Annotated in this window: 15 protein-coding genes and 2 tRNA genes; 7 read left to right on the top strand and 10 right to left on the bottom strand. The window is 29.5% G+C overall.

Translation table 11 applies throughout. The features are described from left to right. Positions 1 to 2 precede the first annotated feature (2 nt). On the bottom strand, positions 3 to 749 hold the full coding sequence (locus PB7211_RS02595; protein ID WP_008545044.1) for an N-acetylmuramoyl-L-alanine amidase: 747 nt from the start codon (positions 747 to 749) through the stop codon (positions 3 to 5). A gap of 89 nt (positions 750 to 838) precedes the next feature. Between PB7211_RS02595 and PB7211_RS02590 the strand changes: the two genes are divergently transcribed. Continuing rightward, entirely contained in the window at positions 839 to 1639 is an 801-nt protein-coding gene (locus PB7211_RS02590) for an MlaA family lipoprotein (RefSeq protein WP_008544979.1), read from the top strand. Positions 1640 to 1654: 15 nt separating this feature from the next. Further along, on the top strand, positions 1655 to 2239 hold the full coding sequence (locus PB7211_RS02585; protein WP_008544495.1) for an MlaC/ttg2D family ABC transporter substrate-binding protein: 585 nt from the start codon (positions 1655 to 1657) through the stop codon (positions 2237 to 2239). A 6-nt stretch (positions 2240 to 2245) separates the two neighbouring features. Here PB7211_RS02585 and PB7211_RS02580 read toward each other — a convergent pair. Beyond that, positions 2246 to 2322: transfer RNA gene (locus PB7211_RS02580), tRNA-Ile, on the bottom strand. 127 nt (positions 2323 to 2449) lie between these two features. Continuing rightward, positions 2450 to 2623, bottom strand: coding sequence for a hypothetical protein (locus PB7211_RS07940; protein ID WP_008544950.1), 174 nt, complete (start codon positions 2621 to 2623; stop codon positions 2450 to 2452). 147 nt (positions 2624 to 2770) lie between these two features. Here PB7211_RS07940 and PB7211_RS02575 point away from each other — a divergent pair, with 147 nt between their 5' ends. Both PB7211_RS02575 and PB7211_RS07825 read left to right on the top strand, forming a co-directional pair. Further along, positions 2771 to 3109 (top strand): hypothetical protein, encoded by a 339-nt coding sequence (locus PB7211_RS02575; RefSeq protein ID WP_008544321.1) that lies wholly within the window; start codon positions 2771 to 2773, stop codon positions 3107 to 3109. 11 nt (positions 3110 to 3120) lie between these two features. After that, positions 3121 to 4074 carry an HNH endonuclease gene (locus PB7211_RS07825; RefSeq protein WP_008544641.1) on the top strand — a complete coding sequence of 318 codons (954 nt, stop codon included), beginning with the start codon at positions 3121 to 3123 and terminating at the stop codon, positions 4072 to 4074. 9 nt (positions 4075 to 4083) lie between these two features. Here the strand turns inward: PB7211_RS07825 and PB7211_RS02565 are convergent, their stop codons facing one another. The 6 genes from PB7211_RS02565 to PB7211_RS02540 all read right to left on the bottom strand — a co-directional run bounded on the left by PB7211_RS02565 (position 4084) and on the right by PB7211_RS02540 (position 10731). Beyond that, complete coding sequence (locus PB7211_RS02565) at positions 4084 to 5226, bottom strand: DNA cytosine methyltransferase (RefSeq protein ID WP_008546027.1); 1143 nt, start codon at positions 5224 to 5226, stop codon at positions 4084 to 4086. Further along, positions 5226 to 6254: a DNA cytosine methyltransferase gene (locus PB7211_RS02560; RefSeq protein ID WP_008545470.1), complete on the bottom strand. Its 1029-nt coding sequence runs from the start codon at positions 6252 to 6254 to the stop codon at positions 5226 to 5228. Before PB7211_RS02560 ends, PB7211_RS02565 begins: the two co-directional genes overlap by 1 nt. 264 nt (positions 6255 to 6518) lie before the next feature. After that, positions 6519 to 6593: transfer RNA gene (locus PB7211_RS02555), tRNA-Val, on the bottom strand. A gap of 7 nt (positions 6594 to 6600) precedes the next feature. Beyond that, entirely contained in the window at positions 6601 to 8427 is a 1827-nt protein-coding gene (rpoD, locus tag PB7211_RS02550; protein WP_008544510.1) for an RNA polymerase sigma factor RpoD, read from the bottom strand. Between the two features lie 67 nt (positions 8428 to 8494). Then, positions 8495 to 10270: a DNA primase gene (gene dnaG / locus PB7211_RS02545; protein ID WP_008544345.1), complete on the bottom strand. Its 1776-nt coding sequence runs from the start codon at positions 10268 to 10270 to the stop codon at positions 8495 to 8497. Then, a complete protein-coding gene (locus tag PB7211_RS02540) occupies positions 10270 to 10731 on the bottom strand; it encodes a GatB/YqeY domain-containing protein (protein ID WP_008545390.1) in 462 nt (153 codons plus the stop codon). The genes dnaG and PB7211_RS02540 overlap by 1 nt, the downstream gene beginning before the upstream one ends. A gap of 127 nt (positions 10732 to 10858) precedes the next feature. On the opposite strand from PB7211_RS02540, the gene carA reads away from it, so the two are divergent. Both carA and carB read left to right on the top strand, forming a co-directional pair. Further along, complete coding sequence (carA, locus tag PB7211_RS02535) at positions 10859 to 12052, top strand: glutamine-hydrolyzing carbamoyl-phosphate synthase small subunit (RefSeq protein ID WP_008545918.1); 1194 nt, start codon at positions 10859 to 10861, stop codon at positions 12050 to 12052. After that, complete coding sequence (gene carB / locus PB7211_RS02530) at positions 12030 to 15254, top strand: carbamoyl-phosphate synthase large subunit (RefSeq protein ID WP_008545039.1); 3225 nt, start codon at positions 12030 to 12032, stop codon at positions 15252 to 15254. Before carA ends, carB begins: the two co-directional genes overlap by 23 nt. A gap of 5 nt (positions 15255 to 15259) precedes the next feature. Here the strand turns inward: carB and PB7211_RS02525 are convergent, their stop codons facing one another. Beyond that, positions 15260 to 16705, bottom strand: coding sequence for a circularly permuted type 2 ATP-grasp protein (locus tag PB7211_RS02525; RefSeq protein WP_008544409.1), 1446 nt, complete (start codon positions 16703 to 16705; stop codon positions 15260 to 15262). Between the two features lie 113 nt (positions 16706 to 16818). On the opposite strand from PB7211_RS02525, the gene PB7211_RS02520 reads away from it, so the two are divergent. After that, on the top strand, positions 16819 to 17544 hold the full coding sequence (locus PB7211_RS02520; RefSeq protein ID WP_008544327.1) for a 20S proteasome, A/B subunit: 726 nt from the start codon (positions 16819 to 16821) through the stop codon (positions 17542 to 17544). The last annotated feature ends 2 nt before the right edge of the window (positions 17545 to 17546 follow it).

Raw genomic sequence — 17546 nt, 5'->3', positions numbered from 1 at the left:
TTTTATTTCAGGTTTTTTGCTAGGTTATTGCTTATAACAAGACATTCTTGGTCAATTATACCGTTTACAAGTTCTTGCCTAAACCTTCTCTGAAATGCAGTAGTTAATAATTTTGAATATTTGTATTTATTAAACAAAATATTCTTTGGGTATCCTATCTCATATAAATTTTTGATAAATTTAATTTTTTCTTTTTTACCTTCTGTTAAATTTCTTTTTTTAAAAATTTTTTTTTCATTCAAATTATGCCAATGACCAATTTTATTTTTTGACAAATATTTCCAAGGAAACTTTTCCCCTGGATCTTTTTTTCTATCTGGAGCAATGTCAGAGTGACCTAATATAAAGTTCGGTTTAATATTATATTTTTTTATTAAATAAGTGCTCAATTTTATAATCGATTTAACTTGTTCTTTTGAAAATTTTTTATAAGAATATTCATGTCCAGGATTACTAATTTCTATCCCTATTGAATATTTATTAATTGATTTATAGTTTTTCCATGATGAAATTCCTGCATGCCAAGCAACATATAAGTCAGGGACTAAAGTTAATATTTCGCCATTATTTTTTATTAAGTAATGGCTACTAACTTTTGATTTAGAATTAGTTAACCGAGTGATAGCTTGATTTTCTTTTTTCATCCCAGTGTAATGAAAAATAATAAATTTTACTTCTTTTACCCTTCTTTTTTTTACATCAAAATTTGGAGAATAATTCAGGTTTGTATTCATTTTTAATTTTGGCATAAATTTTACCTATTTATAAACACTTTATCGACATTTTTTGAATTTAAATGCTATTTAATAAACTAATTTTTTATAATATATAGATGCTCATGTACAAAAAATTTGTAATAACTTTAATTTCAATTTTCTTATTATCTTTTGATGCAATTGCAGGCTCTAGTGGTGAATTGGTATTATCAGAAAATGAAAAACCCAAAAAAATAAAAGATTGTTTTGAAAAACTTAATAGAGCTACCTTTTCATTTAACCAAGGTTTAGATAGAGCTATTATTTCACCAATAGCAAAGGGTTATAAGAAATTACCAGATCCAATTCAAAAGGGTACGGGTAATGCAGTAAAAAACTTGTCTACTTTAATCACTATACCTAACAACGTTTTGCAAGGTGATATAAAAACTGCAGCGATTAATACAGGAAGATTAATTGTGAATACAACGGTTGGACTATTAGGTATTATCGATGTGGCAAATAAAATAGGCTTTCCAAAATATGTTAAAGAGGATTATGGTCAAACTTTAGGCGCTTGGGGTGTAGGCCCAGGTTGTTATTTAGTTCTTCCAGTTTTAGGTCCTTCAACAATAAGAGACTCAGCCGGATCTTTTGCTAATGTATTGGGAGGAGATCCTTGGTATAATGCTTCAATACATGGTAACAACGAGTTTTTAAATGAGGGTGTTTTTTTGACATCGAAAGCTCTAAGTGGTATTGAGTTTAGAGCAAATAATATTGAGTCCTTAGATAATCTTGAAAAAAATTCAGTAGATTTTTATGCTTCAGTTAAAAGTTTATATCTACAAGATAGAGAGAATAAAATTGAAAATCAAAATAGAGGAAATATTGAGGTTATTTATAAAAATGAAGAAGACTGGGAAGAAATAGACAGCCAATAAAAAATTTCTTTGTAAATGAAAAAAATTTTCCTAATTTTATTACTGTTTTGCATAAATATTTCGAACGTTTACTCTATTGAGCCAGATGTATTTATTCAATCTACTGTAAACAGAGCATCACAAATTCTTACTAAAAATATATCAAAAGAAGAAAAAATAAATCAGCTTAAATCTATAGCTAAAGAAACCGTTGATATAAAAGGAGTTGGTTTTTATTCTCTAGGTTCAGCGAGGAAAAATCTGAATGATAGTCAAAAAATTGAATATTCAAAATTATTTGAGGATTATTTTTTAAAAAGCTTTTCTAGTCGACTGGCTGAATATACTAACCCTGAGATAGAAGTTAATGATAAAAAAGTTTTAAATAAAAACTATACAATCGTAAATAGTTTATTGGTAGCAACCTCAGAAAGACCTGAGGTAAAAATTGATTGGAGAGTGTATACAAAGGATCCTGAAAATCCATTGATTAGAGATTTAATTATAGAGGGGTTAAGTTTAGCAAGAACACAAAAAGAAGAGTTTTCATCAATCTTAAATTCTAATGATGGAAATATTAATGCTTTATTCAAAACATTAGAAGAATTTTCAAAAAATTAACTATTTTGGTGGGCCCGCCAGGACTCGAACCTGGGACCAATACATTATGAGTGTACTGCTCTAACCAACTGAGCTACAGGCCCTTCAATAAGTCTAGGTTTTACAACAAATTAAAAGTTAATCAAGCTCCAATGTTTTTGTTTTGTTTCTATTTATTTCCTTTTGTAATTGCATTCGTTGGTAAATCCGTTGGTAAGTAAATTCAAGACCTTATCTTTTGTTTTTAATTTTAAATCCATTTTTTTCTAAAATATTTATCAAATTCTTTCGCCTTTCATCTCTTGGTGTGTTTTGATCTCCAATACTTTCAAAAAATATCGGTTTTAAACCTTTTTTTTCTTTTGATTTAAAAAAGTTTTTTACTGATTGTATTATTATTTTCATGTTTCTCCTTTAGCGTTTTGTTTATAGTCCTAGCAAGTAGAGTTATGTTCTAAATCAGGACTAATAAATAGTATCATACTTAAGACATAATTTAAAATTATATTATTAATTGTTAGTTAATTTTCTCAATTTAAATACTTCAAAAATATGCAGCAGTTAGAACTGTTTGATTACAGAAAAGATTATCTTTTTGATAATAAAAATCAGGTTGCTCACTGGTACGATATCCTTAAAGAAACTGAAGACACAATTAGTTATGCTGAACACATAGATCCCAATAAAGGCTACGCAATAGCAGGTATGGAATATGAAGAATATGTGGATGTGAAAAAAAATAGTTTAAAAGGACTAACATATGATCAAATCCTTACATACTTAAAAAATGCTAAAAAAGAGGACAGACTTGAAAAATATAAGGCTTTATTAAAATTTAGAAATATTCCTTTTGAAGCAGATCTTTTTACCTGGCATAATGAAGATCTATAAATAATTTTTTTATGAAATTCTATATCAGAAAATTAAACGCCCAAGAACTGGGTTATAGAGGTGGGAGAGTTAGAGAGGCAGGAAGATATATTCTGATCTCAAAGGAATTACAAAGAGCAACTAATTTTTTTCCAAATTTTAATGAGAATGATGTTGAGCCATCTGTATCTGTTGGTTGTGTAAATAATGCAAATAATATTTTAGTTTATTGTGAATATGTTTGGCACAATGGAAGTGCACATAGAGGTAAGGACTTAAGGTTATACCTAAATGAAAATATTGATCCCCTAAATAGTTTTTTTAACAAAGATGATTATTTAGTCATTTTAAAATTTGAATCAAATGGAGAAGATTTGTTCAGGATGTTCAGATTTAATCCAGCGGATAATGAGTATAATATAATTGATGATTTAGTAGGTTCTTTACCAGATAATCAAAAAGGAAGGGGGGCACATTGGTGGACAAATGAGATGAATTTTATTGATCAAAGATCAATTAATACAATTAGAACAATTGTTTCAGAAAGAACTATTAATAGAATAAATCCTAGAATAGGTAACCCTGTTGAAAATACTCATACTCCAGATGAATTTAAAAAACTTATAAGAAGGCTGTATAATTTAAAATGTGCTATTTCCGGTTCATCGATCAACTATTCACATTATACAAATCTCCAAGCTGCACACATAAAACCTGTTTTAAATCCTCATAATGGTCCTCACAGATTAGATAATGGTATTTTATTAAATCTAGACCTTCACCATGCTTTTGACAGAGGATATTTTACAATAAATGATAACTATAAGATTAAAGTTCATGAAAAACTAATTGATAGTTCTCTTAAACAATTTGATAATCAATTAATTTCTCTCCCAGTTGATAATAATATAAAACCTTCGCTTGATTATATCCGATATCATAGAGAAAATATTTTTGGAAGATTACGGCCACTAAGAAACGATTAAAATAATTAATTATAATTTTAGAATTGTTTTCAACAAATGTTTTGAAAAATTTGGTGGAACTGCGTTTCCGATCATTTTGTATTGCTCAGTCATTGGTCCAATAAATTCAAAATTATCTGGGAAAGATTGAAGTCTAGCAGCTTCTCTAACAGTAATTGATCTTGCTTGTTTAGAGTCATAATGAATATGTCTCAAGCCATCTTTATATAAATGTGAAGGTATAAGATTACTAGGCTCATCTTTTCTAAGCACATAATATTTATGAATATTAGATTTTTTTCCAACAATTTTTGTATAAAGTTTTTGTAATTCTTTTACCGTTTTATACTTGAATTTCTTTTTCTCTATATCTTCAGCTAAAAGTTTAAAAATCTTTATATCTCTCTCATTATGAAATCTTGGGGAATGATCTGGTTTTTTTGAATTTGATTTGTGGGAAAATTTTCTTCCTTTAATCTTTATAATTTTGTTTAAAGGATAAAATTTATCCAAATCTCCAATAGCTTGTTTTACAGTAATTATTTTTTTTAATTCTTGGGATCTTAATTTTTCGTAAAATTTCTTTGATATTGATTTATAGTTTTTTAACTTTTTATTTACCCCAAATATAATCACTCTTTTCCTTTTCTGAGGTACGCCGTATTTAGATAAATCAAATATACATTCAGATAAATTTTCAGGGATATAATATTTGATTTTATTAGTTTCTTTTTTAATTCTAATTGTAACTTTGATATTTCCTGGTTTTGCGCTCAGCATTCCTGGAACATTCTCCATTACAAAGAACTTCGGTTGGCTGTAATTAATAATCTTGAGAAATGATTCAAAAAGGTAATTTCTATAATCTTTTTTCATACCATGCTTATCTCTAATTCTGCCTGCAACTGAATAAGCCTGACATGGAGGCCCTCCAATCACAATATCAGACTTAATGTTTTTGAAATCATTAATTGTTTTATTGCTTGAAATATCCTTTAGTTGCGCAATTTTTTCAGGATTTTTAAACTTAAGTTTTTTAAGTCTATGAATTGTAGTGTCGTAACAAAATTTATCATTATCAATAATTTTTATTGGAGAAAATTTTTTATTGTTTAAAAAAGCCTCTGTTAAACCACCGCATCCTGAAAATAAATCTATAAATTTAATACTCATTAAAGAAATTTCTTAAGTTCTTTTGCAATTTTAAATGCCAATAAAGGTGGCACGGCATTTCCAACCTGAACATTTTGAGAAGTTTTTGTTCCTAAAAATTCAAAACTATCCTTAAAGGATTGGAGTCTAGCATTTTCTCTGATTGTTGGGACTCTATTCCATTTGTAATGAAAATGATTTCTGTGACCTGTATCTATTGTTCTTGAGGGTTTTTTACTATGATATCTGGTCCACGCCTCATTAAACTTTCTACTTTCGCCTACTCCTTTTGGTAGATCTTTATAATTACCACCTTCTGGGACTAAAGCTATTGTGTCTTTTACAAATTGTTTGTGCAATGTAGCTTCATGATTATAAATTTTATTACTATCCATTACATACATTTGATAGTTTGTTGTTGGTTTTTCGTTATAATCATTACTTTTTAATTCTCCATTCTCAAGACTTGGTAGATTACCTATAGCCTCACCACATGTGATATAATCATCTTTATCAAATTCTGGTTTAGGAAATTCAAATTTTTTATTAAGTTCTTTTTTTATACCTACAATAAACACTCTATGTCTAATTTGCGGAACTCCATAATCAGCTGAATTTAATAAACTTTCAGTAACTATATATCCTGCACTTTCAAATTTTTTAATTATCTCCTTAAAAACATTTCCTCCCCACATGGTTTTTAAACCCCTCACATTCTCAACTACAAAAGCTTTTGGATTTGTTAATTTTAAAGTTTCAAAAACTGATAAATATAATTTATTTCTTGGATCATCAATATTCCTTGGCCCAGTAATTGAAAATCCTTGGCAAGGCGGACCGGCAATAATAATATCTGATTTAGGAATATCGTTAAGAGTTTTGCTATCACCCAAATCTAAATTTTTGGTTTGAGAATCTTTAAAATTATGTGAAAAAGTTTTTAAAAATGCTTCTTCTTTATCCACAGCAACTTGAATTTTAAATCCTGCCTCCTTAAATCCTTGTGAGAGACCACCACAACCTGAAAAAAAATCGTTAACTGAAAGCATAATCTCTTATACATCTCGCATAAAAAAAACCAAAATGTAAAACCTTTAAATTGTGTGGATAATTGCATTCGTTGGTAAATAGTTGGTAAATTTTTATAGAAAAACAAATCCTCTAATGGAGGTTGATTTTAAATACTAATTTAAGATATTTTTTTGAGTCGTAAATTATGAGTGTACTGCTCTAACCAACTGAGCTACAGGCCCAAAATATTAGAGTTAATTATATCATTTTAATATAGTTATCAATTATAGATAATCTTTAAATGGTGGGCCGTGTTGGTTACGCTCCAACTACCCCTGCAATGTCAATGCAGTACTCTACTATTGAGCTAACGGCCCAGTAAAATTAACTTTCTAAGAAACTTTTTAATTGCTTAGATCTGCTAGGATGTTTTAGTTTTCTAAGAGCTTTTGCTTCAATCTGTCTAATTCTCTCTCTTGTTACAGAGAATTGAAGACCTACTTCCTCTAAAGTGTGATCAGTATTCATTCCAACTCCAAATCTCATTCTCAAAACTCTCTCCTCTCTTGGTGTAAGAGTTGATAAAATTTTAGTTGTAGCTTCTCCTAAGTTTGATTTAATCGCCTGTTCTAAAGGAGCTAGCGCTTTAGTGTCTTCTATAAAATCACCCAAGCTACTGTCTTCCTCATCACCCACAGGTTTCTCCAGTGAAACAGGTTCTTTTGAAATTTTTAATACTTTTCTAACTTTATCAAGTGGCATTCTGAGTTTTTGAGCTAATTCCTCTGGTGTAGCTTCTCTTCCAAATTCACTTAAAATCAGTCTTTGTGTTCTTACAATTTTATTAATTGTTTCAATCATATGAACTGGAATTCTAATTGTTCTAGCTTGGTCGGCAATGGATCTTGTAATTGCTTGTCTAATCCACCATGTTGCATAAGTAGAAAATTTATATCCTCTTCGATATTCAAATTTATCAACCGCTTTCATCAATCCTATATTTCCTTCTTGAATTAAATCTAAAAACTGAAGACCTCTATTTGTATATTTTTTAGCGATTGAAATTACTAATCTTAAATTAGCTTCAACCATTTCCTTTTTGGCAATTCTAGATTCTTTTTCACCTTTTTGAACTCTACTTACTAATTTTTTAAAATCAGTTACAGAAATCCCTAATTTATGACTTATTTCAATTAACCTCTCTCTTATATTCTTGAATTCTTCTTTATTTTTTGAAAAGAATTGTTTCCAGATTGAGTTAGTATCTAAAAACTTTTTAAGATTAGGATTAATTTCATTACCTATGTAAAATTTAATGAATTCATTTCTTGGTATTTTATGATCCATAGCAAGTCTTAAAAGATTACCTTCTAGTGATATAATTTTTTTGTTTTCAACATAATGCTTTTGGACCAATTCCTCTAAAACTGAAGGGGATAATTGAAGAGATTTAATGTTTTCTAAAATATCATCTACAATTTTTTGATATCCTTTTTCTTTTGCTGGAGAAAAGTTTTGTGAATTTAAAATACAATCTAGTTTTTCTTTTTGATATTTAATTAGTTTATTATATTCTTTAGTAAGAGTGCTAACAGTTTTCAAAACCTTTGGTTTAATTTCAGTTTCCATTGCGGCAAGCGTTGGATTAAAATCATCTTCATCACCCTCACCAGATCCTTCATCTTTTTCTGTTTCACCAGCATTCTTTTGCTTTGCACTGGGTCCTGTAGTTTCATCTTCCATGTAATTTGTATCAATATCAATAATTTCTCTAACTAAAATTTCGTCCTTTTGTAATTGATCATTCCATTCGAAAAACTGTTGCGCAGTCATTGGGCTTTGTGACAAAGCTATTAACATTACATCTTTTCCAGCTTCAATTCTTTTTGCAATTGCAATTTCGCCTTCTCGAGAAAGTAATTCAACACCACCCATCTCACGTAAATACATTCTGATAGGATCATCACTTTTCTCCATCGTCTTACCTTCTTCTTTGGAAGATCCTTCTTTTTTTCGTAATACTTTAAAATCTGATTTTTTTTCTACTAATGTAATATTTTCATCTAATATATGAATAAAAGCTTGGGCTAAATTTTCATCTGATAGGTTTCTTTTTCCAAGGGATTTATTTAATTCTTCATAGGTTATAAAACCCCTATGAGTTCCACGACCCATTAATCTTGCAAATGATTTTGTAATAATTCTTTCCACAGTAATATAAGTTTGAGAGACTTATATAATATCAAATTTGTAAAAATCCATTGCTAAATTGTTAGGATTAATTGATTTTTCTCTCGTTTTTCAACTCTTTTAGCTCATTAAAAGTCGTTTCGCTCATATCTTTTGAAAACTTCGATTCTAATTCTTGGATTCTAAATTCAAGATCGTAATTAAAAAGATCCTTAGAAATATCATCTAGTAATTCTATAACTTGATTTTCATTATTAGGCTTATTTTTCAAAATATGTTTAATAGGAGCAAATTTGTTGATCTTATCTAATAATTGTTTGTCTAAATTTAGATCATCAATAGTTATTTGCTCTCCTGATTTTAATTTTTGAATAATTGTATCAAGTATTTGTCTATTTATTTCAGTAAAAAATTTAATGTCTTCAATTAAATGAATATTAGCCTGTAAAAAAGAAAGATTGTTAAGCAATAAATACAATAAAGAAAACTCTTTTAACTCAACACTTGTTATAGATTTACTGTCATTAAAATGTTTTTTTGTTGTATCTAGAGATTTAGTTTTTTTAACATAATACTTATTTTTATTTTGGTTAGAATGGGGAGTTAATTCAGCTATTTTTTCTAAAAAATATTCGAGAACATACTTTTTAATAAAGTCATCTTTAATAGTGTTAGCAATACCTCTAAGTTTTTTCTCAAATATTGCCATAGAAGACGGGTTATTATCTGTTTGCTTTTTATAATGGCTAAAAATAAATTGATGAATGGATAACTTGCTCTGATTGGTAAATTCTATGAAGTAATTTTTACCATTTTTATTAACATAACTGTCTGGATCCTCCTTATCGGGCAAGAATAAAAAAGATATTTGTTTTTCAGGTTTTAATTCTTTTATGGAGTTTTCTGCTGCTCTAACAGCTGCTTTGTAACCACTTTCATCACCATCAAAACAAATAATAATATCATCAAAAAACTGATTTAAAGTTAAAATTTGTTTATCTGTTAAAGATGTTCCAAGATTTGCTACTACATTTTCAATTCCATTTTTACTTAAACCAACTACATCCATATAACCTTCAACTAGATAGATATGATCTAATTTATTTGAAAATTTTCTTGCAAGATCTAAGTTATATAAGTTTGATCCTTTTTTGAAAAAGTTTGTCTCTGGCGAATTAATATATTTTGCTAGATATTCTAAGTTTTCAATTATTCTTCCCCCTAATGCAACTGGCTGACCTGAAATATTGTTAATTGGAAAAATTAATCGACCTCTAAATCTTTCAACATATGTTTTCTTTTTTTCATCTAAATAAAATAAACCACTCTCAACTAAAGTTTGTTCGCTAAATTCATTTTTTAATTTTTCAAAAAAAGTTGGATTTTTTTCTATATATCCAATTTTGAATTTCTTAACTTCATCTTTACCCAAAAATCTATTTTTTAAATAATCTCTTGCATTAGAATAAGTTTCATTTTTAAGTAATTCATTATGGTAAAAATTTACATATTGTTCATAAATTGAAAGATATTCTTTCCATTTTTTTTCTCTTTCTTCATCTTGTTTTGAAAACATATATGGCTGCATTCCAGCTAATTGAGCGAGATGTTTAACTGCTTCACCAAATTTTAAATTTTGAATTTTCATCACAAAATCAAAAATATTGCCATGTTCAGATGTTGCAAAACAATGATAAAATTCTTTTTCATCATTAACAGTAAATGATGGAGTTTTCTCATTCTTAAATGGAGATAAACCTACGTATTCTTTACCTCTTTTCTTAAGCGCAACTGACTTAGATACAACTGTAGAAACTTTTAGTCTTGTTTTAATTTCGTCAAGGTACTCTTTTGGATATTTCATTAACTGCTCAATAATTCTTTAATAAGAGGTCCAGCTTTTGCAAAATCAATTTCATCAGCATGCTTTTTTTTAAGCTCACCCATTACTTTACCCATATCTTTTAAAGATTTTGCTCCAAGTTCAGAGATAATTGTGGCGCATATTTTCTTGGTTTCTTCCTCACCAAGTTGTGATGGTAAAAATCCTGTTAAAATATCATATTCATTTTGTTCAACTTCCAAAAGATCGGTTCTGTTATTTTTCTTGTAAATTTCAATTGATTCGGCCCTTTGTTTAACCATCTTTTTTAATAGCTTTTTAATATCTTCATCGTCAGTATCTTTTTTGTTTGGTCCTGATCTGTTAACAATATCCAAATCTTTAATTGAGGATAATATTAACCTGTAGGTTGATATTTTAATTTTATCTTTTGATTTTAAGGCGTTTTTATATTCGGTTTCGATTGTTTCTTTCAATGACATACTTTTTTTAATCTACTTCAAAGAAAAAATTCTTCAAAAGAAAAATTGTTTTTTTACAATTTTATAATACATCTCTGTTGCGATAATAAAGCAATTATTGTATTAACCTTTAACTCATGAGTTGTAATTGATCAAAAAAGCAAAAAAAACTAACTCAAAAAATTCAGAAATCAATACAGGCGTTTTAGTTCTTGAAAATAAGAAGGTTTTTAAAGGAATTGGAATTGGTTATCAGGGAGAAGCGACTGGAGAAGTTTGTTTTAATACCTCATTAACTGGTTATCAAGAAATTATATCGGATCCATCTTACGCAGGACAAATAATAAACTTTACATTTCCCCATATTGGGAATGTTGGAACTAATAAACAGGATTATGAAAGTGATAAAATTTGGACCAAAGGAGTAATTTTTAACTCTGAAATAACATCTCCATCAAACTATAGATCTTTTCAACATTTGGATGCTTGGCTTAAGAAAAATAAAATAGTTGGTATTACTGGGTTAGATACCAGAAGTTTAACAAATTTTATTAGAGATAAAGGTGCTCCTAAGGGAACAATTGCCAATTCAAAAAATGGAAAATTTAATATTAGTAAACTAACTAACTCAACAACAAAATGGAGTGGTTTAAAAAACCTTGATCTTGCTGAAAAAGTAACCACATCAAAAAACTATATCTGGAAAGGCTTTAAAACTTGGAAAAAAGAAACGGGTTATAAAAAAAATAATAAAAGTTTATTTCATGTAGTAGCGATTGACTATGGAATAAAAAAAAATATTTTAAGATATTTTTCTGACTTTAATTGTAAAGTAACTGTTGTTTCTTGTAAAACACCAGCTGATAAAATTTTAGCACTGAAACCAAATGGTATTTTTTTATCTAATGGTCCAGGTGATCCAGCAGCAACCGGTAAATATGCTATTAAAATTGTTAAAGATTTAATTAATAAAAACTTACCTTTATTTGGGATTTGTTTAGGTCATCAAATACTTGCTCTAGCATTGGGTGGTAAAACAAAAAAAATGAAACTTGGTCATAGAGGTGCTAACCATCCAGTTAAAAATTTAATTCATGACAATGTAGAAATTACTAGTCAAAATCACGGCTTTGAAGTAGTAATAGAAAATTTACCAAAAAATATTCAAATCACACACAAATCTTTATTTGATAACAGTATTGAAGGAATAAGAATAAAAAATAAACCAGTATTCTCAGTTCAGTACCATCCTGAGTCCAACCCTGGACCACAAGATAGTGTTTATTTATTTCAAGAATTTATTAACAACATGAAAAAAAATGCCAAAAAGAAAAGATCTTAAAAAAATATTAGTTGTTGGAGCTGGTCCTATTATCATAGGTCAAGCTTGTGAATTTGATTATTCGGGAACTCAAGCTTGTAAAGCTTTAAGAGATGAGGGCTATAAAGTCGTATTAATTAACTCAAATCCAGCAACCATAATGACAGACCCTGATGTTGCAGATAAAACCTACATTGAGCCAATTACTCTAGAAGTTTTAGAAAAAATTCTTAAAAAAGAAAAACCAGACGCAATCCTTCCAACAATGGGTGGCCAAACCGCACTTAACCTTGCAATGGAAGCTGAGAAAAAAGGAATTCTAAAAAAATATAAAATAGAACTTATTGGTGCAAACTCCAAAGCTATTTCAAATGCAGAGGATAGAAAGAAATTTAGAAAAAATATGATTGATATCGGTTTGGATTTACCTAAATCTGAAATTGTAAATAACATCAATCAAGCGTCCAAAGTTTTAAATAAAATTGGACTACCAGCGATTATTAGACCTGCTTTCACTCTTGGAGGTCTTGGAGGTGGTATTGCCAAAAATAAAAAAGATTATCTAAAAATTATTAAAAATGGATTACACGAATCTCCTGTGAGCCAAGTATTGGTTGAAGAATGCCTAGAAGGTTGGAAAGAATTTGAAATGGAAGTTATAAGAGATAAAAAAGATAACTGTATCATTATCTGTTCGATCGAAAATATCGATCCAATGGGAATTCATACTGGAGACTCTGTAACTGTCGCCCCTGCTTTAACATTAACTGATAAAGAATATCAAGTGATGAGAAATGCTTCAATTGCATGTCTTAGAAAGATTGGGGTTGAGACAGGTGGATCGAATGTTCAGTTCGCGATCAATCCTAAAAATGGAAGAATGGTTATAATTGAAATGAATCCAAGAGTATCACGTTCATCTGCACTTGCATCAAAAGCAACTGGTTTTCCAATTGCAAAAGTCGCTGCCAAACTTGCAGTGGGCTACACTTTGGATGAATTAAAAAATGAAATCACAAAAGTAACTCCTGCATCATTTGAACCAAGCATCGATTATGTGGTAACTAAAATTCCAAGATTTACGTTCGAAAAATTTTCAACTTCGCCAGCATCATTAGGCACATCTATGAAATCAGTTGGTGAAGCAATGGCAATTGGAAGAAATTTTAAAGAATCGCTTCAAAAAGCATTGGTTTCTCTTGAAACTGGTTATTCAGGTTTAGATAGAATTTTTGACTTAAAAAAAAATCAAATTCAGAAAAAATTAAAAGAAAATATTCCAAACAAAATTTTACTTGTTGCAGAAGCAATTAGAAAAAAAATTAATTTTAAAAGAATTTTTACTTTATCTAAAATTGACCCTTGGTTTTTAGAACAGATTAAGGAAATTGTAGATAATGAAACTATGATTAAAAATAAAGGACTTCCTAAAGATTTTAATGAGTTTAACAGAATAAAATCTATTGGTTTTTCTGATAAAAAATTATCTGAGCTAACTAACACTTCTGAGAATGCAGTTAGACGTAAAAGAATGGCTCTTAAAATACTTCCTGTATTTAAAAAGGTTGATACTTGTGCTGCTGAATTTAAATCCTTTACTCCTTACATGTATTCAACATATCAACGTAATTTTTCAATCAATTCTGAATGTGAAGCAGATCCTTCTTCAAGAAAAAAAATTATAATACTTGGTGGTGGACCTAACAGAATAGGTCAAGGAATTGAATTTGATTATTGTTGTTGTCAGGCTGCTTTTTCGTTGAAAGATGCGGGTTTTGAGACAATCATGGTTAATTGTAACCCTGAAACTGTATCAACAGATTACGACACCAGTGATCGATTATATTTTGAGCCTTTAAAAGAAGAATATGTTTTTAATATAATCAAAAAAGAAAAGGAAAAAGGAAACCTAATTGGTGTAATTGCACAATTTGGAGGTCAAACTCCAATTAAACTTGCTAAATTTTTAAACGATAACAAACTTCCAATTTTAGGAACTCAATACACATCAATTGATTTAGCAGAGGATAGAGATCGATTTAGAGATCTATTGAACAAATTAAAACTAAAACAAGCAGAAAGTGGAATTGCTAAAACCTTTAAGCAAGCAATTCAAATAGCAGAAAAAATTGGTCTACCATTAATGGTTAGACCGTCTTATGTATTAGGTGGAAGAGCAATGGAAATCGTTCATGAAAAAAGCCAACTTAAAAATTTTGTTGAAGAAGCATTCAAGGCCGCTGAAGAAAATCCTATTCTTATTGATAAGTTTATTGATCATGCAATGGAAGTTGATGTTGATGCAATATCAGATGGAAAACAAGTGCATGTAGCAGGGATCATGCAACATATTGAAGAAGCCGGAATTCATTCTGGAGACTCTGCGTGTAGTTTACCTCCAGTATCAATTAAACCATACTTAATTAAAGAAATAGAAAATCAGACTAAGAAATTAGCTTTAGCTTTAAAAGTTAAAGGTTTTATGAATATTCAATTTGCAATTAAAAAAGATGAGATTTATGTAATTGAAGTAAATCCTAGAGCAAGTAGAACGGTTCCATTTGTATCCAAAGCAAAAGGTCTGCCGCTTGCTAAAATTGCATCACGTGTAATGGCTGGTGAAAAATTATCTAAATTTAATCTAAGAGATAAATCTAAGGGAATGTATGCGGTAAAAGAAGCGGTATTTCCTTTTAATAAATTTCCAAATAGTGATTTGCTTTTAGGACCTGAAATGAAATCAACCGGTGAAGTAATGGGATTTGATAAAAACTTTGGAATGGCATTTGCCAAAAGTCAAATTGGAGCTGCTAATTCCTTACCAAAACAAGGACTAGCATTCGTATCATTGAAAGACTCCCATAAAGATGAAGGGATAGATTTAGCAAAAGAACTTATAAAACTTAATTTCACGCTATGTGCAACAAGAGGTACTGCAGAGTACATTAGAAAGCATGGGATGAAGTGTAAGATTATTAACAAAGTAAGTAGTGGTTCTCCTCATATTGTTGATGTATTAGACTCTAAAAAAATTGCTTTAGTAATTAATACTGGTGGCGGAAACTCTGAACATAGATTAAATGATGCAGTCGCACTAAGAAGAGGAACGCTTAAAAATAAAGTTCCTTATTGCACCAACATGTCAACAGCTCAAGCTTGTCTTGAGGCAATTAAATCACTTAAAACAAAAAAATTAGATGTAACTTCTCTGCAAGATATATAAAAAATTTAGACATCAACGATTAGTGTATCTTTAGATCCGCCACCTTGAGAACTATTAACAATAGTACTGCCTTTTCTTAGAGCAACTCTTGTCAATCCACCTGTACTTACGTAAGTAGTTTTTCCACTTAGCACAAATGGTCTTAAATCGAGATGCCGAGGCTCAATATCATTTTCAGTAATTGTTGGTGCTGTTGAAAGAGTTTCAAGTGGTTGCGCAATATACTCTCTTGGGTTTCTTTTAATTTTTGCTATTACATCATCTCTTTCTTTTTTATCTGCTTTGGGACCTATCATTATTCCATAACCACCAGAGGCATTAGCAGGTTTCACAACTAATTTTGATATATTTTCAATAACATAGTTTCTTTCATTTTTATTGTGACACAAGTAGGTTTCTACCTGATTCAAGATAGGTTGTTCACCAAGATAATAAACAATCATTTTATTAACATAAGAGTAAACTACTTTGTCATCAGCGATCCCTGTGCCTATAGCATTTATGATGCCGACATTTCCTTTACGCCAACTTTTAAATAATCCTGGAACACCTATAACTGACTCTTTATTAAATACCTTGGGATCTAAAAAATTATCATCAAGACGTCTGTATATGCAGTCAACTTTTAAAGGACCTTTTACAGTCTTCATGTATACAATATCGTTTTCAACGAATAAGTCTTTTCCTTCAACTAAAGCAATGCCCATCTGATCAGCCAAGAAAGAATGCTCAAAATATGCTGAGTTATATATACCCGGAGTTAGAACCACCATATGTGGGTTTGCAGTTTTTTTTGGAATACACTCAACCATACAATTAAACAATTTATTTGTATATTGATGGATGGATGCAACTTTATACCTCGTAAATAATTCAGGAAACACATCTCTCATTACCATTCTATTTTCAAGCATATAAGATACACCTGAAGGAACTCTTAAGTTATCTTCCAAAACCAAATAATCACCATTTGCATTTCTTATTAAGTCCACACCTGAAATATTTGACCAAGCTTTATACTTTGGTGAAAACCCTTCACATTCTTTTACATAATAGGGGGAATTAAAAATAATTTCTTTTGGAACTACCTTATCTTTGAATATCTTTTTTTGATTATAAACATCATCAATAAACAAATTTAAAGCTTTTACACGCTGCTTTAGACCTTTTGAGACCTTGTTCCATTGTGTTTTTGGGATTATTCGTGGGATAATATCAAGGGGCCATTTTTTTTCTTCAGCCCTATTATTTGCAGCATAAACTCTGAAGTTTATACCTCTGGCACTTATTGTACTCTGGCAATTTTTTTCAATTTCTTGAAGTTTTTTTTTACCATATCTTTCTAAGATCGATGAAATTATTGTAGCGTGTTTTCGAAGTTTATTATCTTTAGTAAAATATCCATCATAAGCTTGTTTTGAGTTGTAATTATTCCAGAGTTTTGAAACCATATTATAATAATGTTCATTACTTGACTATAATATGCAAATGCATAATGCAGATATCAGTTATGCTTTTAATAGATTGTTAATTTACTTTAAAATTATCTATTTTAATAATTGAGATGACATATTGTATAGGTATTAAAACGAATGAAGGACTTGTTTTTGCTTCAGACTCAAGAACAAACGCTGGTTTAGATAATGTAAATATTTATTCAAAAATGATGACTCACGATGTGGGTGATAGAACAATTGTAATTGTGACATCAGGAAATTTAGGAACATCTCAAGCAGTTTTTAAATCTGTTGAAAAAGATCTTAAAAGTTCAACGGGTATAATGAATTTAAATACCTGTAGTGATTTCGAACAAATAGCGTCTTATATTGGTTCACTAAATATTGAACATTCAGCACCTCAAGGTATAAATACAGACAACGTTTTGTTAGGTTCTACTTTTATTGTTGGTGGACAAATCAAAGGTCAGCAACATGAGTTATATTTAGTTTATCCTCAGGGTAATTATATAAGACCAGCAGATAGTAAACCATACCTCGTAATCGGGGAAGTAAAATATGGAAAACCAATTCTTGATAGAGTTATAAAGCCAACTGTTACTATTGGTGATGCAGCACGCTGTGCACTAATTTCAATGGACTCTACATTAAAAAGTGATCTTACTGTTGGACCTCCAATTGATTTTGCAGTTCTTAAAAAAGATGCTGATAATCTATCTACGCTTGAGTGTTTAAATGTTACAGACGAGAATTATGCAAAGGTTTGCAATCAATGGTCAGAGGGAATTTTCAAAGTTTTTAATTCTTTTTCAAGATTTGATTGGGAAAAATAAAA

It is taken from the genome of Candidatus Pelagibacter sp. HTCC7211, from assembly GCF_000155895.1.
Lineage (GTDB): Bacteria > Pseudomonadota > Alphaproteobacteria > Pelagibacterales > Pelagibacteraceae > Pelagibacter.
Note: the sequence above shows the minus strand (reverse complement) of the source record. Positions and strands in the feature narration are given on the sequence as shown.